This window comes from Gemmatimonadales bacterium (assembly GCA_036500345.1).
Classification (GTDB): domain Bacteria; phylum Gemmatimonadota; class Gemmatimonadetes; order Gemmatimonadales; family GWC2-71-9; genus Palsa-1233.
This window is the reverse complement of sequence record DASYCE010000003.1, coordinates 1-23106: the sequence shown is the minus strand read 5'-3', so window position 1 is coordinate 23106 and position 23106 is coordinate 1. Positions and strand designations below refer to the sequence as shown.

Here is a 23106-nt window from a genome sequence, read left to right as displayed (position 1 = left end):
AGTGAACGAGGTCCTGCAACGCAAGCTCGACACGCTTCCCGATGGTCCCGGTGTCTATCTCTGGAAGGATGCAGCGGGCGAGATTCTGTACGTCGGCAAGGCGGCCAACCTGCGGACCAGGGTTCGCTCCTACTTTGCTGCCGACCGGCTGCAGACTCCGACCCAGAATTTGCTCGTCTCCCGGATTGCCGACGTCGAGACGATCGTCGTCGCGAACGAGACGCAGTCGCTGCTCCTCGAAAACAACCTCATCAAGGAATACCAGCCGCGCTTCAACGTGCGGCTCAAGGACGACAAGAGTTATCCCTCGATCGCCGTCACACTCGGCGAACCATTTCCCCGGATCCTTGTCACGCGCCGTCGCGACATTCCGGGCGCCCGCTACTTCGGACCTTACACCGATGTCGGCGAGATGCGCCGCACACTCAACCTCATCCGGCGGATGTTCACGGTCCGCTCGTGCAGCGACGACCTTCCGGCGACGCAGCGCGACCGCCCCTGTCTCGATTTTCACATCGGCCGCTGCCGGGCGCCGTGCGTTGGATGGCAGGATGTCGCTTCCTATCGCGCGATGATCCGGGAGGTCGTCGATTTTCTCGAGGGGCGGACCGTCGACCTCAAGGCGCGGATCCGGGCGCTGATGCTCGCGGCGAGCGAGCGCCAGGACTTCGAGCGCGCCAAGGATTTCCGCGATGCGGTCAAGTGGCTCGACCAGGCGGAGCAGCCAACCGTCGTGGAGACCGTGGGAAGTGGCGACGCCGATGCGATCGGCTATGCGCGCGACGGCGAGGACGCGGTTGCCGTGGTGTTCAGGATCCGTGAGGGGCGGGTCGTCGGCCGCGAGCACCGGTTTCTCGAGAATGTCCTCGATGAAGCCGATCCCGAAGTGCTGAGCGCGTTCCTGGTCCGGTGGTATCTGCCGAGCGACGACAAGGCGCAACGCTTGGTCCTTCCATTTGCGCCGACCGGCTTCGAGTCAATCGCCGAGCTGCTCGAGCAGCGGCAGGTATTGATTCCGCAACGCGGGATGGCGGCGCGGTGGCTCGATCTCGCCGAGCAGAATGCGCGGCATCTGCTTGAAAGCCTCCGCCTCGAGGCATTCGAAACCGAAGAGCGCGCCGAGGATCCGGTGTACGCGCTGGGTCGGGAACTCGGACTCACGCACGTGCCGCGAACCTTCATCTGCGTCGACATCTCGACCAATCAGGGCCGCGACACGGTGGGATCGCTGGTCACGTTCGAAGGCGGGAGACCTCGTAAAGCGGAGTATCGCAAGTTTCGCATCAAGGGAATCGCGCAGCAGGACGACTTTGCGGCGATCCACGAGGTGATCACAAGATATTTCAGGCGTCGGCTCGACGAAGCGAAGCCATTTCCCGATCTCGTCGTGATTGACGGCGGCAAGGGTCAGCTGGGCGCTGCCCTCGAGGCACTCAGGTCGCTGGGCGTCGAAGGCGTCCCCGTCGTGTCGCTCGCGAAGCGGGAAGAGGAGATCTACTTTCCTGACCGCGCGGAGCCGTTGCGCTTGCCACGACGTTCGCATGCGCTGCGGCTGATGCAGCGCGCCCGCGACGAAGCGCACCGGTTCGGAGTGGCGTACAACCGGAAGCGGCGATCCGAGCGGACCATCACGTCGGCGCTGCTGGACATTCCGGGGATCGGTCCGCGCCGGCGTCAGCAGCTGTTGCAGGCGTTCGGCTCGCTCGCCGGCGTGCGCGCGGCGACCGCAGCCGACATCGCGGGAGTTGCGGGTTTTTCGGAAGGTCTTGCTCACAAGATTCTGGACTATCTCAAGGCACATTGAATGGATTGGCATCTCGAGTGTTCTGATTGCGGCACCACCGGTTCTCCGGAGGGATTGCCCACCGTCTGTCCGGCGTGCGGCCGGCCCTGGCTGGTTCGCTATCCCGCCCGCGATCAGTCGGTCGGCGAACGCGCCGAAGCGCGCCGCCGCCGCGGGATGTGGCGATATCGCTCCTTTCTCCCACTCGAGCCCGATGAGGAGCCGATCTCCCTCGGGGAAGGCGATACACCGCTGATCGCGGCGCCACGCCTGGCATCGGCCCTCGGACTCGGTGACATCTGGGTCAAGGACGAAGGGTGCAACCCGACAGGATCCTTCAAGTCCCGAGGACTGAGCGCCGCCATCACCCGCGCCGTCCACTCCGGTGCCACGCGCTTCGTGATCCCGACGGCGGGTAACGCCGGTGTGGCGAGCGCCGCCTATGCCGCTCGCGCCGGGGTTGCGGTGCGGGTCTTTGCACCGAAGACCACCCCGCGGACCATTCTGGCGCAGATCCAGGAGTACGGCGCCGATCTGGTGCTCCTCGACGGTCACATCGGAGACTGCGGGAAGGCGTCTCGCGCCTTTGCCGCCGAGACCGGCGCGCTCGACTTGAGCACGTTGCGGGAACCGTATCGGATCGAAGGGAAGAAGACTCTCGGCCTCGAAATCGCCATGCAGTTCAACTGGACGCTGCCGGATGCGATCGTCTATCCAACCGGGGGCGGGACCGGGTTGATCGGGATGTGGAAGGCGTTCGTGGAACTGGAAGCCGCCGGCTGGATCAACGGCGCGCTGCCGAGGATGTACACCGTCCAGAGCACTGGCTGTGCCCCCGTGGTCAAGGCGTTCGCCGACGGGGCGGAAAAAGCCGACCCGTGGCCCGACCCATGGACCGTCGCGAGCGGTCTCCGCGTCCCCGGGCCCCTGGGAGACAAGCTGATGCTCCGGATCCTCCGGGAAACCGGCGGCGGGGCAGTCGCCGTTCCCGATGAGGAGATGACCCGCCTTGCCCGGCTCGGAACTGAGCAGGAGGGGGTCGACTTCTCGCCCGAAGGCGGCGCCGCGATCGCCGCTGCGGTGGAGCTCCAGCGCACCGGGGCGATCGCCCCGGAAGACCGGCTCATCGTGTTCAACACCGGAGCCGGCTGGTTGTACCGCAACCCGTAAGATTGCCGGAGACCGCTTGACCGGGGATATTTTGACCCGCGCGACACCCCGGCGGCCGGGTGCAACCCCGACCCAGCCCCGGACGTAACTGCAACGGGCGCCGGAACCTCCGGCCCTACCTGACTTTGAGGAGTAGCCAGCATGCAGAAGATGACGGTCGCCACCCTGGCGAGCCTGGTAGTGGCAGCAGCGCCGCTCAGCGCGCAAACGGTATACAACCTTCGGGTCCGTCAGGCGATGCATCCGCATGGGCGGTACGAGCCGCCGATCTGTCCGCTCAAGGGCGGAGATTTCCGCAGCAGCAGCGCGGGACTCTATCTCAAGACCTCGGCCGAGGGGATGCAGGACGACAACTCCGGCGGTGCCCGCAGCGAGGTCGATTCCAAGAAGTACGTCGATATCGTCGGCAGGGCGGTGAAGTCCGCCTCTGATGCCGTGCAGGCCAATCAGAACAACGCCGCCGGCTGGTACTATCTCGGCCGCGCAGACCTGCAGCTCGGTGATGTACGCGGCGCCGATTCGGCGTTGACCAAACTCGAGGCGCTCTCGCCCGATTGCTCCGCCGCGATCAAGGCAATGCGCCAGCAGGCATGGGTCCCACTGGTCAATCCGAGTTCGGAGTTCATCCGGACCGGTCAGACCGATTCCTCGCTCGCCGTCCTGCGTGACGCGTTGACCATTGCACGCTACTACCCGCAGGGGTATTACAACCTCGGCGCGACATTTGTCCGCACCAAGCAGTACGACAGCGCGCTCTACTACTTCCAGATCGCGGTGGAGAAATCGAAGGCCGATTCGCAGTTCGCGAAGACCGGCCAGGATGCGACGTACAACATCGCCACGTTGTATCAGCAGACAAACGACTACCCGCATGCCATCGAGTGGCTGAAGAAGTACCTCGCTCTCGATCCCAACAACGCCGACGCCAAGCGTTCGCTCGCGGCGACATTGCGTGCGAGCGGGAATACTGCCGAGGCAGCCCAGTACGAATCGCAGCTGATGTCGTCGGGGTCGCTGACCGTCCCCGAGCTGGCAGGGATGGGAGTCCGAGCGTTCCAGGGGAAGGATTACGCCGGGGCCGCCGATGCATTCCAGAAGATCCTGGTAATCGAGCCATTCAATCATGATGCCCTGTACAACCTGGCGAATTCGTACCTTGCGATGAACGATGGAAAGAATCTCATCGGTGTATCGGAGAAGTTGATCGCGATCGATCCGATGGGAATTTCCAACGTCAAGCTGCTCGCCAACGGATATCGGTTGACGGCGGACACGAACAAGTGGGTCGCCGCCGCGACGCAGTTGCAGGGGATGACGGTCGGCGTGTCGATCGAGAAATTCATCCCGAACAAGGACGGCGCCACGTTGACTGGTTCTGCCACCGGCAATGCCGCGGTCAATTCGAGCGACAAGACCATTCCGCCGGCGGCGATGACGCTGGTCTTCGAATTCCTCGACAACAAGGGTGCGGTGGTGACGTCGCAAGAGGTCGCATTGCCGGCGCTGCAGCCCAACGCCAAGCAGGATATCAATGTCACCGCCACCGGGGCGGGGATCGTCGCCTGGCGGTACCACAAGAAGTAGCGGTGATCGATGGCGCGGCGATGGGGGCGTTGATCGTCCTGTCGCCGCGCGCTAGCTTGCTGTGACGCGGGTGTAGCTCAGTTGGTAGAGCATCAGCTTCCCAAGCTGAGGGTCGCGGGTTCGAACCCCGTCGCCCGCTTCAAGAGATATTTCCGGCCAATTGACGGGGTGAGCGTGTTCAGCTCCACCCCGTCGCCCGCTTCAAGAGATATTTCCGGCCAATTGACGGGGTGAGCGTGTTCAGCTCCACCCCGTCGCCCGCTTAATCCCCGAAGTCCCCTCGCAGAATCCCGGACTGTACTCCGCCGCCATACCCCTGCGATGTTGCGGGACCAGTCAGGAGCACACCATGCAATCCAGAGCGAAGGTCGTCGCGCTTGTCATCATCACCGCGATTCTTGGCTTCCTCACCGAATCGCACTCGCCACTCGGCGGTTTCTGGCCGCCGGCAGCCGAAATGCCAATCCCCGCGGGCGTACAGATGGCGCTCTTCGCATTGCTCGGCCTCCTGGAGGCGGTCGCACTTGGGCTGGGGCTCGCCTTTCTTCTCTTGGGAAAGCCGATGGTCGCAGCGTCGGCGGGTCGACCGTTCCCGCTCACGCGATCCGCTCATCTGGCAATCTCGTGGCTGTTGATGAACTGGTGGGCTCACGATAGCCTCCACCAGCACGTCGGCATGAACCTCACCGGCCTCCTCTACATCGAGTACGGCTTTCACGCATCCCTGATCGTGTGCGGCGTCGTGCTGATGCGATTCTTTCTGGGTGTCGTGCGAACACCGTTGGTGGAGAGTCAGGCGGATCGCACCTTGGACCTGAACGCGGCCGCGCGTGAACTGCGACAGGAGCTACGGTCGTGACTCGATCGGTTTGCCGCGCAGTAGTTCGATCATTGCGCGATACATCGTGGCGCGTGTGGCCTGGCGTTCGGTGATCTTGGTGAGATAGCGCACCTGGACCGTGACGCCGCCCCCTGCGGGGCGCACGCTGACCGCCGGCGCCGCAGAGAACGGCCGCTTCCCCGGGGCGTGAATCGCGCTCTGCCAGTCGGTTTCTGCCTCGGCCGCATTGGCGGCGGTCTCCTCCGCGGCGACGCGTTGAATCTCCTCGGCAATCGTGTACGGATCCATCCCCGTCGGCACGTCGACTTCGAGCTCATCCCAGAGCCATTGGCCAGACGTCGAGAAATTGAAGTAGTGGCCCTCGATGGCAAAGCTGTTGACGAACGAGACCTTTCGGCCGGTCGGATCGGCGGCGCCCGAACCATCGCTGGTCTCGAGCAGGACGGTCTGGAAGACGCCGACGTCGAGCACTTCGCCGCTCACTCCGTTGATTTCCACCCAGTCGCCGACACGCATCCCGTCCTTTCCCATCAGGACGAACCAGCCGAAGAATCCGACGATGAAATCCTGGAGCGCGAGCGCCAGTCCCGCGCCTGTCAATGCGATCACCGTCGCGAAGTTGCTCGGAATCCCGAAGATGACGAGCGCAATCACCAGAATGCCGATCGCCTGCGCCGTGAAAAGCGCCACCGTGCCGAGGGTGTGCAGTGTCCGATTGGTCTGGGCCATTCCGGCGACGGCCCGACGCACGCCGCGATTGGCGACGACGATGATCAGCGCGATCAGCAGCGCCCAGAACGCGGCGACGAATCCGCCGTGGACAAAGCTCTGCTGCCGGATCGTCACATAGTCGATCCAGCTGGCATACACGGCTGCGAGGTCCTGCTCGTTTTCGACGCGACGATCGAGATCGGAGAGATCCTTCTGGTCGGTGGCGAGGTCCTTGAGAAAGACGAGCCGCGTGTCGCCGACGGCAGAATCCGTTGCGATGGACGGTGATGCCGCGGACGGGGACGCACGGCGGGCGCCGCTATCGGCTGGCTTCGCTCCGCCGGTGAGCGCTACAGTGCCGGCATTGCGACCCTGTGGATGGAGAATTCGCTGCGCGCCTCGCTCCGCGGCAACCTGCTTTTCCAGCGTGTCGTGGGCCAGGGAGAACGCGGTCACGCGATCGAGCGCCGATTGCCGCGCCTGCCGCAGGAGCTTGAGCTTCGATTCGAGCGAGAGCCACGCCGCTGCCTGATCGAGGAGATTCGACGAACGGGTCAGTTCGACTGACGTCGCTTGCGGCGTTGCGGAGGCAGCCTCCGTTGCCGTAGCGGGATGATGCTGCGCCGAGTCATGCTGATCGCGGACCCGCTGGATCGCCGCGAGGCGATCGCCTCCAGCTCGGATCAGGTCCTGGCGCGCGTCGTCGATCTCATCCTGCTGGAGTTCGAGCTGCGCCTGCGCTTCGTCCAGTTGCTGCTGCGTGGCGTCGCAGGCGCCGGCAGGGCCGGAAGCCAACCGAGCCGTCAGCACCTTGATCAGGCCGCGCGTCGAATCGAGCGCGGCCGACGCGCCGGTCAGACGGGCCATCACCGCGCGAGTCTCCGGTGTGGAGGGCGTCGGCGCGTTGGCGGCCTGCCTGATCGCGGCGGCAAAGGCAAAGTCGACCGAGTAATCGCCCAACCGGAGCGCTTCGGCCGCATAGCTGCGCTCGGTCCTGGTCTGGGCCAGCTGCTCCAGCTGCTGGGCAGCCTCGAGCGGGCGGGTGTCGACCGCGGTGCCGTTTCGACGGGCAGCCGAGCCGAGGGAACGAACCCGTTGACGGACATCGCCCCAGCTCCAGGTCGCCAGCATGGCGATCAGGGCAATCAGGGCCAGGGCGCCAAGAACGAGCGCAGCAGGTTTGCGGTGAGTCACTTGCGAAAAAGTAATGGGAATCAGCGCACGGGCCCGCAGGCGGCACGCATCCAATGCGCTGCGAAGTCGCTTGAGGTCTGGCCATCTAAGCTCTTGTCAATCAATGGAGATAGCACCATATTGGCGCATGCAGACGACCCCGGTTCCCTCCCGTTGATCAAGGTCACATCCATCGAACACGGCTCGATCGGTGAAGCGATCGGGCTCCTTCCCGACTCCGAACTGCTCACCGTCGACGGCCAGGAGCTCGAGGACTTTCTCGACTGGGAATTCCTGACGTCAGAGGAGGAGTTCTCGCTCGTCTACCGCAATCCCGGCGCGGCCGACGAATTCGAGGTCGAGGTGTCACGCCCGATCGAGGAGCGTCTCGGCGTCGACGTCGAGGCGGCGCGAATCCGGCGATGCGCCAACCGGTGCGATTTCTGCTTCGTGGAAGGGAATCCCGACGGTGTGCGCGACGTGCTGTACATCCGCGACGACGACTACCGACTGTCGTTCCGTTACGGAAACTTCGCGACGCTTACCAACTTGAAGGACCACGACACCGACCGGATCATCCGGTATCGGCTGTCGCCGCTGTATGTGTCGGTCCATGCCACCGATCCGCAGGTCCGTCGCTGGGTGCTCCGCAACCCGCAGGCGCCGGAGATCATTCCGCAGCTGCGCCATTTCGCCGACCACGGCATCGAATTCCACACCCAGATCGTGATGTCGCCGGGCGTCAACGACGGAGTGGCACTGCAGCAGACGCTCGATGAGCTGTGGCAGTTTGGCCCGGCGGTCCTGTCAGTGTCGGTCGTCCCGGTCGGCCTGACCGAGTTCAGCAAGCACCATCTGGTGCGCGAGCCGACGGAAGCTGAGTGTCGCGCCGCGGTGGTACTCGTCGAAGCCGCTGCCGACCGTGCCCGTGCGAGCCGCGGCGAATCGTGGGCTCACGGGGCCGATGAACTCTACCTCCGCGCTGGATTGACCCTTCCACCCGCGTCCGCCTACGGGTCATTCGACCAGGTTGAGAACGGCGTCGGGTCGGTGCGCTGGCTGCAGCAGCGTGTGGCAGAGGGCACGAGAAACGGCGCGCTGAGCGGGTGGAACAATCGCCGGATCGCCGTTGTGACCGGCAGATCGATGGGGCCGTTGATGCCGATGGTCATCGCGCCGCTCGCTGAAGCGACCGGTGCTGATTTCACCCTGATCCCGGTGACGAACGACCTCTTTGGCGCGAGCGTGACTACGGCCGGACTCCTGCCCGGGTCAGCAATGGCCGAAGCGCTGCGCGGATTGAGCGGATATGACCTCGCGCTCCTGCCCGGAGAATCGGTGAACGACAACGGCCTTTTCATCGACTCGCTCTCTGTCGATGCCGTTGCCGCCGGCCTCCCGATGCCGGTACGGCTCTCGCGCACTTTCGTCGATGCGCTCACCGAGCCGCTCGCCGCATGAACAAACCAACGATGGCAATCGTCGGCCGTCCGAATGTCGGCAAGTCGACCTTGTTCAACCGCTTGGTCGGCGGGCGCGAGGCGATCGTCTCGGATCGCGCCGGCACCACGCGGGATCGCCACTTCGGCGACGCCACATGGAATGGCCGTGATTTCTGGGTCGTCGACACCGGTGGCCTCGTTCCCGATTCCGACGAGACGATGGACCGGGCGATCCGCGAGCAGGTCGAGCGCGCCGTCGCGGAGGCGGATCTCGTGCTCCTGCTGGTCGATGGCAGTGACGGCATCAATCCGATCGACGAGGATATCGCCCTGCGCCTCCGCCGCTCGGGGCGAGCGGTGATGCTCGCGGTCAACAAGCTCGATGAGTTGCGCCTGCACGACGCCCGCTTCCCGTTCTACGCACTCGGGCTGGGTGAGCCGTGGCCGGTTTCCGCGGCGACCGGGCAGGGGAGCGGCGACCTGCTCGATGCCATCGTCGAGGCGCTTCCCGAAGCGAAAAACGAGGACGCGCCGGATACCATCCGTGTCGCGATCGTCGGACGACCGAATGTGGGGAAGTCGTCGCTCGCCAACCGGCTCCTCGGCGAGGAGCGGCATGTCGTCACGCCGATCGCCGGAACGACGCGCGACGCCATCGACTCGAATCTCCAGTACCACGGCAAGACGCTCACCTTCATCGATACTGCGGGATTGCGTCGCAAGGCAAAGGTGGAGGACAATCTCGAGTTCTATTCCGGCATGCGCACCGAACGCGCGCTGGGACGGGCAGAGGTCTGCCTGCTGGTGGTTGACGCCGCGATCGGTCTCCACAACCAGGATTTGCGCATTGCCACCGAAGCGTGGGAACGCGGATGCGGGCTGATCATCGTCGTCAACAAGTGGGATCTCGTCGAGGAGAAGGACGCCAACACCGCCGAACGCGGCAAGGCACTGCTGGTGGAGAAGGCGCCGTTTCTCGAGAATGTCCCGTTCGTCTACGTCTCGGCAGTGACCGGGCAGCGGGTCCGCAAGCTGCTCGATCTGATCATCACCGTGGAGGAGGGGCGCACCCATCGCGTGCCGACCGCCGAGGTGAATCGCGTGCTGCAGGAATTGCTGGCGCGTGCCGCACCACCACAGAAGGAAGGTGAGGAGGTCAAGCTGCTGTACGCCGCGCAGATCGGCACGGCGCCGCCGGCGATCGCGATCGTCAGTAATCGGCCGGAGGCGATTCCCGAATCGTACCAGCGATATCTCGTCCGCGGATTCCGTGAAGCATGGGGATTCACTGGCGCGCCGCTGCGACTGACGCTTTCACGGCGGGGCAGCAAGCCAAAATGACGATGACGTGGGGAATCGCCGCCGCGGCGTCGTACTTTCTCGGCGCGATTCCCACGTCATATCTGGTAGCGCGTGCCGCGCGCGGCCTCGATCTCCGGATGGTCGGCAGCGGCAATCTCGGCGCGACCAATCTCTATCGGATGCTCGGCTGGAAATACGCCTTTCCGGTGGCGCTCTTCGATGCGTGCAAAGGCGCCATTCCGGTGGCCGTCTTCGGCCCGTGGATCCATGCGGGAATGGTCGGATCACTCGTCCTCGGCTTCATCGCGGTGATCGGTCACGTCTTCTCGGTCTTCGTTCGATTTCGCGGCGGAAAAGGCGTGGCCACCAGCGCCGGCGTTGTCTTCGGCCTTGCGCCCGCCGCTTTCGCCGCCGCGCTCGCCATCTGGGGCGCGACACTGGCACTCTCGGGGTATGTCTCCCTAGCAAGCATCATCGCCGCCGCGATCCTCCCCGCTGCCATCTGGTTTCTCGATCCGATGCGCCGCGGGTTGGCTGGGTGGTTCGCCGCGCTTGCGGTGCTGGTGATCTGGATGCATCGCGGCAACATCCGTCGCCTGCTCAACGGGACGGAGAATCGCTTTGGGCGTGCTGAGCCGCTCGCGCGGGGAACCCAGTGACGACCGTTGCTGTCCTCGGCGCCGGAGGCTGGGGGACGGTCCTCGCTGATCTGCTGGCGCGGAAGGGGTGCACCGTCCAGCTCTGGGCATTTGAACCCGACGTCGCCCGCGGTATCAGCACGCGCCATGAGAACGAGACGTTCCTTCCGGGGATCGCGTTGCATCCGTCGCTCACGGCAACCAATGACCTCCGCGCGGCTGTGCGAGGTGCTGACGTCATCTGCTGCGCCACGCCAAGCCATGTTGCCCGGACCGTCCTCGCGGAGATCGCTCCGCACGTTGCCGACGGCACGCCGCTGGTCTCCGCCACGAAGGGGATCGAGACCGACACGTTGATGCTGATGGGCGACGTGTCCGCGACGACGATCCCGCACGCGACGTTCGTGGCGCTGTCAGGACCGAGCTTTGCCGAAGAGGTACAGGCGGGGCAACCGACCGCCGTGGTCGCTGCATCGCAGGACGCTCGCGTCGCAGCCGAGATCCAGCAGCTGTTCGCGACGCGAACGTTCCGGGTGTATTCCAGTGACGATGTCACCGGCGTGACGCTTGGCGGGTCGCTCAAGAATGCCATCGCAATCGCCGCCGGCATTCTCGACGGCCTCGGGATGGGAAACAATCCGCGTGCCGCGCTCCTCACCCGCGCGTTGGCCGAGATCGCGCGGCTTGGCGAAGCGCTCGGCGCGCGACCGGCGACGTTCGCCGGGCTCGCCGGGATGGGGGATCTTCTCCTGACGTGTACCGGGGCACTCTCCCGGAACCGTCAGCTCGGGATCGCGCTTGCCGGCGGCACGTCGCTCGATACCTATCGCGGCACGCATCGCACGGTGGTCGAAGGGGTCAACACGGCGCTCGCGGCGACCCGATTGGCGCAGCGGCATTGCGTCGACCTGCCCATCATCGGCCAGGTCTCAGCGGTGCTGTTCGACGGGGTGTCGCCGCGCGATTCGATTCAACTCCTGATGGAACGAACTCTCAAGGCGGAACAATGGGGATGACACTGCCGCATCCGGTGCAGCAATTCTTTTCGATCGGGGAGGTCTGCGCGCTCACCGACCTCAAGCCACATGTCCTGCGATACTGGGAAAGCCAGTTCCGCTTTCTCAACCCGGCGAAGAACCGATCGGGAAACCGGGTGTACAAGGCGCGCGAGGTCGAGCTGATCATGCTGGTCAAGCACCTGCTCTACACCGAGAAGTTCACCATTGACGGAGCGCGCCAGCGCCTCGACCACTACCGGCAGACGGGCGAGATCAAGGCGGCGGCGAAGGATGCCATGCGCTTCGAAACGGTGAATGATGTGCGGCGGGCTTTGGCTGACGTCCTTCGGGTTCTCGATGGCGGCCAACCGGTGGAGACGGTGCCGGCGCCAACAGTATCTGAACCGGCGGAATCTGTCAGCGTAAGGTCCGTGGACACTGCCGCATCCGTGCGGCCAGCACTCGAGGATTCGCACGCCGCGCGCGGGACCACTTCGCACGGAGAACAACTGACCCTGGCCTGACCGGCCTACTTCCCGACGTGCGGAGCCTCGCGCGCCCCACCACCACTGAGCAGCAGCGCCGTGAGGCCGATCCCGGTCCACGCCAATTCGCGAACGCGCGAGAGGAGCGCGGCCGTGGTCCCGAGCTTCGGATCGAACCCGAGCCACGCAAACACGACGAACGCACCACCCTCCTTTGATCCCATCTCGAACGGCAGGAAGAACAACAGGTTGGTGAAGAGCGACGAGATATTCGCGATCACGAACCCGCGCGCGAAGTCGAGCCCAAGCCCGAGCCCGTACAGGATGATGGTGAACTCGAGGGTGGAAAGGATCCGCCCGGCAACCTCCGTCGCGACCGCCCATTTGAATTGCCCCGGGGCCGCGTGAATCGCGGTCAGTTCGCGGTCGAGTTCCTGCAGGCGCGGACGGTTCTCTTCAAGGCGCCGCGCGACCCTGCGCAACGGACCGAGGCGGCTCAGGACCGCCACCCCTCGCTCGAATATGCCGCCCCGATGCTGCGAAAGGAGGTATGTGGCGACCAGGGACAGCGCCAGCGCCGACACCAGCAGAATGGCCATGACGGGGAAGGTGTGCGGCAGCAGGACCGCGGCAGGGATGACCGCGAGCAGGAAGACAATGATGTGCGAGATCGCGTGGAGGAACCGGAATCCGACCACCGAGCCCATGGCACGGTGGCGACCGAGCAGCGGCGTGGCCCCGGTCACCTTGAGTGGTTCGCCACCGAGCGAGAAGATCGGCGTCGCGTAGTTCATTGCGAACGAGCTGATCGAGAGCAGGTACGCCCGCCAGAAGGTGAACTGTGGCGGCCGATGCGGGATGAGCAACTGCCACGCGCGAGTATTGCAGGCATACACCACCGCCCAGAGCACGACCAGCGGACCAACGACCCAGATCGAATCACGCAGCGTGCGCCAGAGCATCGCCGGCCCGCTGTGGAGGATCAGGACGGTCAGCAAGGTCGCACCGAGCAGGAATGCGCCGATGCGAACCGACCGGCTCATCCGGTGGTGATCCGGCGGCCTTCGGCAGATGACCGGTACGCCGCATCGAGCAGGATGGCGACCTCCTCGATCTCGTGCAGCCCGCGATCATTGCATCCGTGATCGATTGCGTCGGCGAAGTCGTTCAGCAGGCGACTCATCCATACAGCATACTCGCGTTTGTCGAGTTGCGCAGCAAAGTCGGCGGTCTCGACCGAGCCGTCACTGCGCACCAGGCGAAGGATCCCGCCCACCCACTCGACCATTCCCGTCTCACCGATGAAACGGATCCGGTTCTCCCGCCCCTGGCCGGCCCATGTCAGCGTGAGCGTTCCGGCACGGTCGCCGTAGTCGAGCAGGAGATGCGCGGTGTCTTCCACTTCGTATTCGGGATGCGCCAGCCGGGAGAGATGCGCCTGCACCGTGCGCGGCATCCCGGCGACGTCACGGAGGAGGTAGAGGAGATGCGTCCCGTGGTCGAGGAGGACGCCGCCGAGCGAGACGCTGCTTCGGGCACGCCAGGGCACGCCCGCCGCCGCGGTACCCCGATCGGCCTCACCGCGATAGACGTGAAATTCGGCGAGATGCCAGCGGCCGATCTCTCCGCTCTCGATCCACCGGCGCAGCGCGCGCCATGCCGGGTTCTGTCGATACTGGTGACACGGGAAGAGGACCCGATTCGCCGCGCGGGCGGCTGCGGTCAGCGTGTGCGCCGAGGCGGGAGCAATCGCGACAGGCTTCTCGCAGAGCACGTGAAGACCGCGACCGAGGGCGTCAAGGATCAACGGCTCGTGGGTCGAGGTCGGCGTGCAGATATCGACGAAATCGAGCGACAGCATGCTCTGCGCGGCATCGAGGCTGGGGAAGACGGGGAGCCCCTGGAGGTCCGCCGTCGTGACCACCGGATCGACTGCGCCGACGATGTGCAGTCGCTCGGCCAATCCCGGATCGCGGGTATAGCCCGGCAGGTGGGCGAGGCGCGCAACGCCCCCCGCGCCGATCACAACGCCCTGCTTCACCGGCACTACGCCGCCTCGGCGAGCTGCGATGATCCCTGGCGGAGCAGGATCGACACGTTTCCCTCATGGGTCGCGAGAATCGCCACCATGACGAGCGTCATCGGCACGAGTGTGACGACGAGAAAGGCAACCGGCGACCCGGGGACCACTGTCAGCGCCAGGAGCAGGAACCGGATGTTCTGGCCAATCCAGGCACACTGCGCCACGACCCGACGCTGCATCGCGGCCCACCCGTCACTGATCTCCGCCGTCGTGGTACCGGAACGGATGGCGCGCACGAGTTCGAGCGAACGCGGAACCATGCGGCCGTTGCTCTCGAGATAGTCGCGATAGACACCGACCTGAAATGCCTGAAAGCGCGTCCTTGGCGTCATCAGGTCCATATCCTCCGGCAGCGCGAATTCTCCGGCACCTCGCTCGCCAAGATGGAGATAGAGCTGGCGCATGTAATCCGCCGCGGCGCTCTGGCGTGCGTGAGCCAGCCCGGCCGCGACGCCGAGGGGGACCACCCACCACCACGCGGCGCCGGCAATGATCATCCGTGCGATCAGCTGGATGTACAGGTTGATGAATCGCAACCCGTCTGAGAGTCCGTCGAGGATCTTCCCCAGCTTGGTCGACGTTCCGCGCATTCGCGCCAGTTGACCGTCGGCGCTGTCGAAGATGTCGGACACAATGAACATCGCCACGCCAGCGGCGTTGAGCGCCACGCTGTGATAGAAGAGCAGGCGCCCGGCAACCAGGCCGGTGATCAGCGCAACGAGGGTGACCTGGTCGGGGGTGATCGACGTCGGAGCGCAGAGGCGCGCGACACGAAGTCCGATCGGGCGAAAGAAGTGGAGGTCGGTCCACTCCTCGATCGCCGCCCCCTTGTCAAACGATCCGGTCGCAGGCATCGACAAGGACATTCTCCATGATGGCCAGCGCCTCGAGGGCATCGGACTCCTCGATGACGAGCGGCGGGTTGATCCGGACTTCGGCGCTGTACAACATCGACAGGACGCCGCGAGCCAGCAGGGCATCGAAGATCTCCCGGGTCACGCTGCGATCGAGCAACTTGCCGGTTCGCGGATGCACCAGGTCCATCCCGATCATCAGTCCCCGCCCGCGCACGTCGCGGACGATCGGAATCGTCGCTTCCCAACTGCGCATCACGGCGAGCATCTTGTCGCCGATCCGTTGCGCCCGCGCCGGGAGATCCTCATCGATGGTGATGCTGATCGCCGCGAGCGCTGCCGCCGCAGCGAGGGGGTTGCCGCCGTAGCTCGATGAGCTGCCGCTCGGATTGGCCCACGGCGTCGAGAACGCGACCTTGTCGGAGGCGATCACCCCGCTCATCGGAAAGCCGCCGCCGAACGCCTTGCCGACCGTCATGATATCGGGCACGATGCCGTCGTGTCCCACGCCGAACATCTTGCCGGTTCGGCCGAAGCCGGTGATCATCTCGTCGGCGATCAGGACCGCGCCAATTTCGTCGGCGAGCTTGCGCAACTCGCGGAGGAAACCGGGCACGGGAACGATGTTCCCAGCGGTCCCCTGGATCGGCTCCACAATGATCGCCGCCACGTTGTTGGTCGTCTCGAGCGAGATCTTTCGGCGCAGGAACTTCATCGCTCGAGCGAGGCATTCTTCCGCAGATTCCGACGCGAACTCGTCTCGCGACATACTCGCGTAAGGCGAGAGATAGCAGCCGGGCATGAGCGGGCCGAGCTCGTGCTTGAAGGTGCCACCGAGCAGCGGGAGGACGCCGCCAGTCTTGCCGTGATACCCGCCCCAGAAGGCAACGACCTCCGTCTTCTTGGTGTATGACTTGGCCAGCCGCAGCGCAGCTTCCACCGCCTCCGCGCCGCTCGAATAGAACTGGGTCCGGTTGCAGTCGCCCGGGGTGATGCTGGCGATCAGCTTCACCAGTTCCGCCCGATGCGCTGTCGCGAACGAGCCGACGTGCAATCTCGCGACCTGGCGCTGAAGCGCCTCGACGTAGCGTGGATGCCCATAGCCAAGCGACGCAACACAGATCCCCGCCATCAGGTCGATGTAGCGATTCCCGTCGCGGTCCCAGAGGATTGCTCCTTCGCCGCGATCAAGTGCCAGTTGTGAGAAGAGCGCGACCCCCTGCGTCCCAGGTGCTGCGAACTGCGACTCCGCCGCGCAGGTCTCGACGGATAGTGGGCCGGGAACGGTTGTCATTGGTGCGGTAGCGGTCATCGAATACTCCGAGTGGGGATCGACGCGTCGGCGTAGTCGGCGATCGCCGTTGCCGCTTCGTCACGGACCGGCGCGAAACTCGGCCAGTCATTGAGATCAATCAGGACCGGACGGGTGCGCGCCGCGATCACCGCATCGCCGCCGAAGATGCCGAGGCCGACCGCGCGCGCCGCGGCAAAGGCCGTCGACCGCAGCGCCCTGATATCGACAGTGTCTGCGTCGACCGGGCGTCCGTCCTCGCGAAAGGCGTGGAAGAGCGAGCCGTCGCCGACACCGTAGAACTTGACCACCGGACCCGGCACGTGCGCCTGCACGGCGACGTCGACCACGCCGCGGTCAGCGAAGACCTGCAGCGCACGCGGCAGGTCGTGGCGCGCGACCTTCACGACATCGGTCGCCTGCTGGGCATGGACGTCGCCGCGCTTCACCCAGAGTTCACCGTCGGGAACGTCGTCGAGATTCCACTCGGCGGTTGACAGCATCGCTGTCGCCGGGAAGGGGAGACCGGAATCTTCGATGGTGCGGACGAGATGATGCCGATGACATCCGAGCACGCTCGACGGCCGGTTGAGAATCCGCGCACCGCTCGCTTCGAGATCGAGCAGTTCGCCGGAGGCAGCGCTTCCCTGGCACATGTTGAGGTAGAGATCGGCATCGGGAATGATGCCGGCCTCGACGTCACCCTCGCCGAGCCGCTCCACCGACCAGCCACGCAGTGCCATCTGCTCCGTGGTGGCATCCATGATCGCGGCGTCGTTGCTGCGATGGCGTCCGGGAGAGAAGGTCGCGCTCCGATAGATGGCGACCAGGCGCATGGTCATTGGGTATATCCTCCAACCAGTTGGAGAGCACTGCGAATGTCCGCATCGGTATCCACGTCGACGATGCGCGGCACCTCGACCGCCTGGACCCGCGCACCATCGGTGATGAGCGCACCAAGGAATCCGCGGATCCGCTCGACACCGGCGGCGACTGACGCCGCAGCGATTTCCCGCGCCCGCGGTGAGAACCAGTAGACGCCCCCGGTCGCGAGACGCCGCGCTCCAGCATGACCAAACGAACGCACGGTCATGTCGTCCTCGACATCGACCCAGAGCGGCGACTCATCTTCGACGAACGGGGTGACCGCCACCACCGCGTCGACGCCGGCCAATGCACCGACCGCGCGCTCGTTGGCGCGATCCCAGGCGTCGTCCGGCATGATCGTGTCGACCAGGGTACACAGCACGTTGCCGGCGCCGACCGCACGGAGGCCGAGATCGAGGGTCTGCAGGGACGTCGGTGTCGAGACGCTGACGACCGTGACGTCGCGCCCGGCCAGCGCCGATTCGACTGCCGTTACCAGAGCGCTGCGCACGGCGCAGGTTACCGTGGCGCATCCCGCGCGACGGCACGCCGCGGCCATCCGCACGATCTGCGGCTCACCGGTGATCGCGAGGAGCGCCTTCGGCACCGTGACGCCGCTGGCGCGCAACCTGGACCCCTCACCGCCGGCGAGCACCAGGCCGTGCATCATGCGGCGAGTGCCCGAGGGACCTGATCGAACCGGCTCACGCGCACATCGGGTGCGATGCCGACCGCTGGTCGCGCCGCGTCCGCCAGCCAGCAGGTTGCCATGCCGAGCGACGCAGCGGCGGCGATATCGTTGGGCGGCGAGTCACCGATCATCCAGCAGCGCGCCGGCTCGCAGTCGAGCGCGGCAAGGGTCGCGTCGAAGATCCGGCGATCGGGCTTGCGCGCGCCAACCACTTCGGAATCGGAGACCACGTCGAAGAGGTCGCCGAGTTCGAGTTCATCGAGGCACGGCTGCAGGTTCCCCTGATAGTTTGACACGACGGCGAGCTGATGGGTCTCCGAGAGTTCGAGAAGCACGTCACGATTCCGCCGCGCCACCCCGACCGCGTCCTCCACGAAGCGATCCGAGAGGTCGGTGCCGGCGAGGCAGGCACCATCGGCGAGGAGTTCCGCCAGGAGGCTCGCCTGGGTGGCGACGGTGGCCGCGTATCCGAGAGCGGCGATCCCTGGAAGGCGCGCCAGCAGCGAATCGGAGCGGGCAAACGCCGTCCGGAAACGGTTCCGATCGCCGATCCCTCCGGCCGCCTGATAGAGCCGGAAAAAGCGCTCAACCCACGGCTCGCCGTCGGCATCAAGGGTCCCGCCAAAGTCGATCAGCAGCGCGCAGCGACGCACTCGTCTCACCATGGGGTACGGGGATCGGTCAGGACTATCTTCCCGGCCATGGAGATCCTAGTTGCAAATGATGACGGAATCCTGTCACTAGGCATCCAGGTGCTGGCTGACGCCTGCCGGCAGGTCGGGAACGTCACCGTCGTCGCACCAGACCGTGAGCAGAGTGGGCAGTCCCATGCGCTGACCCTGAGCCGGCCCCTCCGGCCGGTATCGGTCGGGGAACGCACCTGGCAGGTCGATGGAACGCCGACCGATTGCGTCCTGCTGGCGCTCGAGGCGCTGATGCCCCGCCACCCAGACTTCGTCTTCAGCGGGATCAACCACGGGCCGAATCTCGGCGAAGACGTGCTCTATTCGGGTACGGTGTCGGCTGCCATGGAGGCTGTGGCCCTTGGCATCCCGGGGATCGCGCTCTCGTTCGCCGGGCGGCAGGCCGATCTGATGAACGGGTACCGCGACCTGGTCGGTCGACTGGTTGCGAAGATCTGCGCCCTCGCGTCCTACCCGCGCAACACACTGATCAACATCAACCTGCCACCGATCCCCGCCGATCAGGTCCGGGGGATCAACGTCGTCCGGCTTGGCTCACGAATCTTTGCCGATTCGGTTGCCCGGCAGAAGGATCCGTGGGGTCGGGAAGTCCTCTGGGTCGGCGGCGGCAAGATCATCTGGACCGAAGATACCGACACCGATCAGGCGGCGATCGCGGCTGGCTACGTCAGCGTGACTCCGCTCCAGCTCGATCTCACCAACCATCAATTGCTCGAGACCGTGCGCGATTGGAAGCTCGACGCGCCGTGACCGACGGGTTTGCAGGGTACCGGTCGCAGCTGGTCGAAACGCTGCAGCGGCAGGGGATCCGGGATATGGCGGTCCTGCGCGCAATCGGTACGATCCCACGGCACCTCTTCGTCCCCGAATCACTGCGGCACCGCGCGTACGAGGACGAAGCGCTTCCGATCGGCAATGGTCAGACGATTTCGCAGCCGTTCGTGCAGGCCCGGTCGTGCGAACTTCTCGCGCTCACGGGACGCGAGCGGGTCCTCGAGATCGGTACCGGATCGGGGTATCAAACCGCGCTCCTGTCGATGCTCGCGGAGTCGGTCTTTTCCATCGAGCGGATTGCGTCGCTCGCGCATCAGGCGCACGAGGTGATCCGTTCGCTCGCCCTCAACAATGTGACGGTGATTCACGGCGACGGATCATTGGGGTGGAGTTCCAATGCTCCCTATCAGGGAGAGATCGTCGCCGCCGCAGCACCGATGGTCCCTCAGCCGCTGGTCGATCAGCTGACCCCCGGCGGCCGGCTGGTGATTCCGGTCGGTACCAAGGAGTCGCAGGAGTTGACGCTGGTGACCCGGCACAAGGATGGGAGCGGGCATGACCAGATCTCGATCCATGACGTGCGATTTGTCCCGCTGCTGGGACAGTACGGCTTCGCGGGCCAGGGCTGAATGACGCTGCACACCCTCGTCGACTTCGTTCTCCATCTCGACCGCCACCTCGGCGCCATGGTCCACGACTACGGGCCGTGGGCGTACGGCATCCTCTTCCTGATCATCTTCTGCGAGACCGGGCTCGTCATTACACCGTTTCTTCCGGGCGACTCGCTCCTCTTTGCCGCTGGCTCGCTTGCCGCGATCGGCTCCCTCTCATTGCCGGTCCTCGTGGCCGTCCTTTTTGCCGCCGCTGTGATCGGGGACAACACCAATTACTTCATTGGCCGGCAGATCGGGTCGCGGGCGTTCACCCATGACTACCGCTGGCTGAGTCGCCGGCACCTCGAGCGAACCCACCAGTTTTTCGAACGGTATGGGCCACGGGCGGTGATCCTGGCTCGATTCGTCCCGATCGTCCGGACCTTCACGCCGTTCGTTACCGGGGTAGGGAAGATGAAATATTCACGGTTTCTGGGGTACGATCTGGCCGGCGGGCTGGCGTGGGTTGGTCTCTTCTCGTGCGCCGGTTACTGGTTCGGAAACCTCCCCAAGGTTCGCGAGAATTTCTCCCTTGTGATCCTCGGGATCATTGTGGTTTCGGTCCTGCCGATTGTGATCGAATTGGCCAGATCGTATCGATCCGCGCGTTCGACTGGCGGATCAGAAGAAAATGGTTGAGGTCGTTATCGATCGATGTAACTATCAAAGATACAATATCTTGGACGACGAGCTTCAAGTCATCCGTGATATGGATCGCGGCGACTGACGGGTTGATTCTCAACCGGCCAGCACTGTGAACGCGGCCCGGCTGGCAAAACAATTCCGGGATTGGTGCCGTCGATCACTATAATTCCGCGCAAGTTCGCCCCCGTAGCTCAACTGGATAGAGCAAGGGCATCCTAAGCCAGAGGTTGCAGGTTCAAATCCTGCCGGGGGCATCACGACGCCGAGGAGATCCGCGCCGTTGTCGGGTCAGATCAGTGAATCGCTGGGAACGGAAGCGAAACTGCCAGCGTTCCGCCGCCGGTTGCCCAGGTGAATTCCGAGCGCCATCCCGGCGGTCCCGCCGATTGCCGCTCCGTAAAACGCGTGTTCAAGGCCGCCCTCGCCGTCGCACGAACAGTTCTGGCCCTCGTGGCCGCAGATGTACGCGCCGAGCGCAAACCCGGCCAGTCCCATCCCGATCCCTCCGAAGACCGGAGAGGATATGTCGGGCTCGATCGGCCTTGAACTCGTTCCCGCATTCAAGGGATCCTGCGCAGCCAACGCGCCGCTAGACGCCGCAAGCCAGACGGCGGTCATCGCGGCTGCCGATCGGACGCGTTGGACTGCTTGCATCAGCGATTCATCGTTCCGCGCTTCGCGGGTCGGGCCGGATCGTGAATGACTGATTGTAGGCCTTCCCGTTCACAGTCAGCCTTGCAGTGAACGTCCCGGTCGACTCGACAGCTGCGCCGCGGCCGCCGCGCCCACCACCACCACCGCCGCCGCCCCGACCGCCACGGCCAGCGGCAGCTCCTGTAGCAGAGCCGACGACGCCACCCGCAATCGCTCCGGCGACGCCACCAACAGGAGTCGCAGCGCCTCGGCCGCCCCCTCCACCACCGAACCCGCGGCCGCCACCGCTACCCGGCGCCCAGACAACGCGATGCATCCCGGCGCTTCCCGAGAACGCTTCGGGTGTGGTCCGCCACAGCGGCGAGGTGTTTGGAATTCCGCCCCCCCGACCACCGCGACCGCCGCCAGCTGCCGGCGCTTCGCCGCTGGTGTAGGTCTGCACCACGTCGCCGCTCGAGTTGAGAATCTCAAGCGTCACGCTCCCCGCAGCCTTGAGGTAGTAGTCGATCGCGGCGCCGTCCGGCGGATTCTGCGCCTGCGGCTCGTCCTTCTGCAGCGGTGTGCCATTGTCGCCGCCGCGGATGTAGTTGATCGCGTCCGCCGGCTTGAAGAGATAGGCGTCGGCGCGAAGGACTGCGTCGGTGATCTGCCGCAGCGGCGAGATGTCATCGATGATCCAGATCCCGCGTCCGTGCGTGCCGACGATCAGGTCGCTCTGGTACACCTCGAAGTCCCGGACCGACGTCGCCGGAAGGTTCAACTGCAGTGGCTGCCAGTTGTCACCCGCATCGAACGAGATGTACGCCCCCCGCTCGGTGCCGGCAAAGAGGAGCCCTTCGCGCATCGGGTCTTCCTTGACGGTATGCACATACACGCCGGCCGGAAGTCCGTTGCTGATCCGCTGCCAGGTACGACCCATGTCGCGGGTGCGATAGATGTACGGATCGAAGTCCTGCAGCTGGTGCCGGTCGACCGACGCGTAGGCCGTGTTGAAGTCGAAGTGCGATGCCTCGATCATCGTCACACGACTCCATGCCGTGACCGCCGGGGGAGTGACGTTCTGCCAGGTCTTCCCGTCGTTGGTGGTGACCTGGATATAGCCGTCGTCGGTTCCGATCCAGACCATCGGAATCACCAGCGGTGACGGCGCAATGGTGTAGATGACGCCGCGCTTGCCGTTGCGATCAACTTGCGCCGCTGCGGCCGCGTCGAGATTGGGAGGAACTCCCGGATCGGCGCGGGTGAGGTCGCCAGAAATCGGGTTCCACGTCTCGGCGGTATCGCTGCTCTTGTAGAGGATTTCGCTGCCGTAATAGAGCGCGCGCGGATCGGCACGCGAGAGGACCAGCGGCTGCGTCCAGTCCTGGCGCCCGCGCGGCGCGCTGCTCCCGGGAGCCGCGGTATTCAGCATCAGGTCGAACCGCGAACCCGAGCCACCGTAAATGATCCCCGGATGCAACGGATCTCCAGCGGTGTAGCCGCTTTCGCCACCCGCGCCGATCGGTGCCCAGTCTCGCATCGAGATCTCGGCGAAGAACCCGCGCGAGCAGACCGCCACCGATCCGCTGTCCTGCTGCGCGCCGGTGACCCAGTACGGGAAGCGGTAGTCGACGGAGATGTGGTACATCTGCGCCGTCGGCTGATTGAGCCACGAACTCCACGTCACATTCGACGGGTCATCTTCCTTGGCGTTGCGCGAGATGATCGTTCCCTGATCGCTCGCGACGATGACGGTGTTGGAATCGTCCGGTGACACCCACGCA

The 23106-nt window shown here is 65.1% G+C and carries 22 protein-coding genes and 2 tRNA genes; 14 read left to right on the top strand and 10 right to left on the bottom strand.

Translation table 11 applies throughout. From position 1 onward, the window contains the following. Nucleotide 1 precedes the first annotated feature (1 nt). The 5 genes from uvrC to VGM20_01530 all read left to right on the top strand — a co-directional run bounded on the left by uvrC (nt 2) and on the right by VGM20_01530 (nt 5396). Nucleotides 2-1804 (top strand): excinuclease ABC subunit UvrC, encoded by a 1803-nt coding sequence (gene uvrC / locus VGM20_01550; protein HEY4099542.1) that lies wholly within the window; start codon nt 2-4, stop codon nt 1802-1804. Beyond that, nucleotides 1805-2953: a threonine synthase gene (locus tag VGM20_01545; GenBank protein ID HEY4099541.1), complete on the top strand. Its 1149-nt coding sequence runs from the start codon at nt 1805-1807 to the stop codon at nt 2951-2953. Nucleotides 2954-3094: 141 nt separating this feature from the next. Continuing rightward, nucleotides 3095-4537: a tetratricopeptide repeat protein gene (locus VGM20_01540; GenBank protein HEY4099540.1), complete on the top strand. Its 1443-nt coding sequence runs from the start codon at nt 3095-3097 to the stop codon at nt 4535-4537. 66 nt (nt 4538-4603) lie between these two features. Then, nucleotides 4604-4676 (top strand) — tRNA-Gly (locus VGM20_01535). Nucleotides 4677-4886: 210 nt separating this feature from the next. Further along, the gene (locus VGM20_01530; GenBank protein ID HEY4099539.1) at nt 4887-5396 is read left to right on the top strand and encodes a hypothetical protein; all 510 of its coding nucleotides are present in this window, start codon (nt 4887-4889) and stop codon (nt 5394-5396) included. Here the strand turns inward: VGM20_01530 and VGM20_01525 are convergent. After that, nucleotides 5385-7283, bottom strand: coding sequence for a mechanosensitive ion channel domain-containing protein (locus tag VGM20_01525; GenBank protein HEY4099538.1), 1899 nt, complete (start codon nt 7281-7283; stop codon nt 5385-5387). The genes VGM20_01530 and VGM20_01525 overlap by 12 nt on opposite strands. A 120-nt stretch (nt 7284-7403) precedes the next feature. Here VGM20_01525 and VGM20_01520 point away from each other — a divergent pair, with 120 nt between their 5' ends. Genes VGM20_01520 through VGM20_01500 form a run of 5 tightly spaced genes read left to right on the top strand, consistent with a single transcriptional unit; the run spans nt 7404 to nt 12166 of the window. Continuing rightward, nucleotides 7404-8723, top strand: coding sequence for a DUF512 domain-containing protein (locus tag VGM20_01520; protein HEY4099537.1), 1320 nt, complete (start codon nt 7404-7406; stop codon nt 8721-8723). Further along, nucleotides 8720-10045, top strand: a complete 1326-nt coding sequence (gene der, locus VGM20_01515; GenBank protein HEY4099536.1) for a ribosome biogenesis GTPase Der — start codon at nt 8720-8722, stop codon at nt 10043-10045. Before VGM20_01520 ends, der begins: the two co-directional genes overlap by 4 nt. Next, on the top strand, nt 10042-10665 hold the full coding sequence (gene plsY / locus VGM20_01510) for a glycerol-3-phosphate 1-O-acyltransferase PlsY (GenBank protein HEY4099535.1): 624 nt from the start codon (nt 10042-10044) through the stop codon (nt 10663-10665). The genes der and plsY overlap by 4 nt, the downstream gene beginning before the upstream one ends. Then, nucleotides 10662-11660, top strand: coding sequence for an NAD(P)H-dependent glycerol-3-phosphate dehydrogenase (locus tag VGM20_01505; protein HEY4099534.1), 999 nt, complete (start codon nt 10662-10664; stop codon nt 11658-11660). Before plsY ends, VGM20_01505 begins: the two co-directional genes overlap by 4 nt. Next, a complete protein-coding gene (locus VGM20_01500) occupies nt 11657-12166 on the top strand; it encodes a MerR family transcriptional regulator (GenBank protein ID HEY4099533.1) in 510 nt (169 codons plus the stop codon). Before VGM20_01505 ends, VGM20_01500 begins: the two co-directional genes overlap by 4 nt. A 5-nt stretch (nt 12167-12171) precedes the next feature. Here VGM20_01500 and VGM20_01495 read toward each other — a convergent pair whose 3' ends face one another. The 7 genes from VGM20_01495 to VGM20_01465 are packed head-to-tail and all read right to left on the bottom strand — an operon-like array spanning nt 12172 to nt 18566. Continuing rightward, nucleotides 12172-13170 (bottom strand): lysylphosphatidylglycerol synthase transmembrane domain-containing protein, encoded by a 999-nt coding sequence (locus VGM20_01495; GenBank protein ID HEY4099532.1) that lies wholly within the window; start codon nt 13168-13170, stop codon nt 12172-12174. Beyond that, nucleotides 13167-14168 carry a Gfo/Idh/MocA family oxidoreductase gene (locus tag VGM20_01490; protein HEY4099531.1) on the bottom strand — a complete coding sequence of 334 codons (1002 nt, stop codon included), beginning with the start codon at nt 14166-14168 and terminating at the stop codon, nt 13167-13169. Before VGM20_01490 ends, VGM20_01495 begins: the two co-directional genes overlap by 4 nt. A 5-nt stretch (nt 14169-14173) precedes the next feature. Next, the gene (locus VGM20_01485; protein ID HEY4099530.1) at nt 14174-15064 is read right to left on the bottom strand and encodes a CDP-alcohol phosphatidyltransferase family protein; all 891 of its coding nucleotides are present in this window, start codon (nt 15062-15064) and stop codon (nt 14174-14176) included. Beyond that, entirely contained in the window at nt 15042-16376 is a 1335-nt protein-coding gene (locus tag VGM20_01480; GenBank protein ID HEY4099529.1) for an aspartate aminotransferase family protein, read from the bottom strand. The genes VGM20_01485 and VGM20_01480 overlap by 23 nt, the downstream gene beginning before the upstream one ends. Further along, nucleotides 16373-17197 carry a hypothetical protein gene (locus VGM20_01475; protein ID HEY4099528.1) on the bottom strand — a complete coding sequence of 275 codons (825 nt, stop codon included), beginning with the start codon at nt 17195-17197 and terminating at the stop codon, nt 16373-16375. Before VGM20_01475 ends, VGM20_01480 begins: the two co-directional genes overlap by 4 nt. Further along, nucleotides 17194-17892, bottom strand: coding sequence for an NTP transferase domain-containing protein (locus VGM20_01470; protein HEY4099527.1), 699 nt, complete (start codon nt 17890-17892; stop codon nt 17194-17196). Before VGM20_01470 ends, VGM20_01475 begins: the two co-directional genes overlap by 4 nt. Then, on the bottom strand, nt 17889-18566 hold the full coding sequence (locus VGM20_01465) for an HAD family hydrolase (GenBank protein ID HEY4099526.1): 678 nt from the start codon (nt 18564-18566) through the stop codon (nt 17889-17891). The genes VGM20_01470 and VGM20_01465 overlap by 4 nt, the downstream gene beginning before the upstream one ends. A 48-nt stretch (nt 18567-18614) precedes the next feature. On the opposite strand from VGM20_01465, the gene surE reads away from it, so the two are divergent. From surE to VGM20_01445, 4 genes are all read left to right on the top strand, one after another. Beyond that, nucleotides 18615-19367 carry a 5'/3'-nucleotidase SurE gene (gene surE, locus VGM20_01460; protein HEY4099525.1) on the top strand — a complete coding sequence of 251 codons (753 nt, stop codon included), beginning with the start codon at nt 18615-18617 and terminating at the stop codon, nt 19365-19367. Beyond that, nucleotides 19364-20020, top strand: coding sequence for a protein-L-isoaspartate(D-aspartate) O-methyltransferase (locus VGM20_01455; protein ID HEY4099524.1), 657 nt, complete (start codon nt 19364-19366; stop codon nt 20018-20020). The genes surE and VGM20_01455 overlap by 4 nt, the downstream gene beginning before the upstream one ends. Then, nucleotides 20021-20683, top strand: a complete 663-nt coding sequence (locus VGM20_01450; GenBank protein HEY4099523.1) for a DedA family protein — start codon at nt 20021-20023, stop codon at nt 20681-20683. Between the two features lie 186 nt (nt 20684-20869). Beyond that, nucleotides 20870-20943: transfer RNA gene (locus VGM20_01445), tRNA-Arg, on the top strand. A 34-nt stretch (nt 20944-20977) separates the two neighbouring features. Here VGM20_01445 and VGM20_01440 read toward each other — a convergent pair. Both VGM20_01440 and VGM20_01435 read right to left on the bottom strand, forming a co-directional pair. Continuing rightward, nucleotides 20978-21184: a hypothetical protein gene (locus VGM20_01440; GenBank protein HEY4099522.1), complete on the bottom strand. Its 207-nt coding sequence runs from the start codon at nt 21182-21184 to the stop codon at nt 20978-20980. A 166-nt stretch (nt 21185-21350) separates the two neighbouring features. Continuing rightward, on the bottom strand, nt 21351-23106 hold a 1756-nt coding region (locus tag VGM20_01435; GenBank protein HEY4099521.1), incomplete at its 5' end, for a hypothetical protein.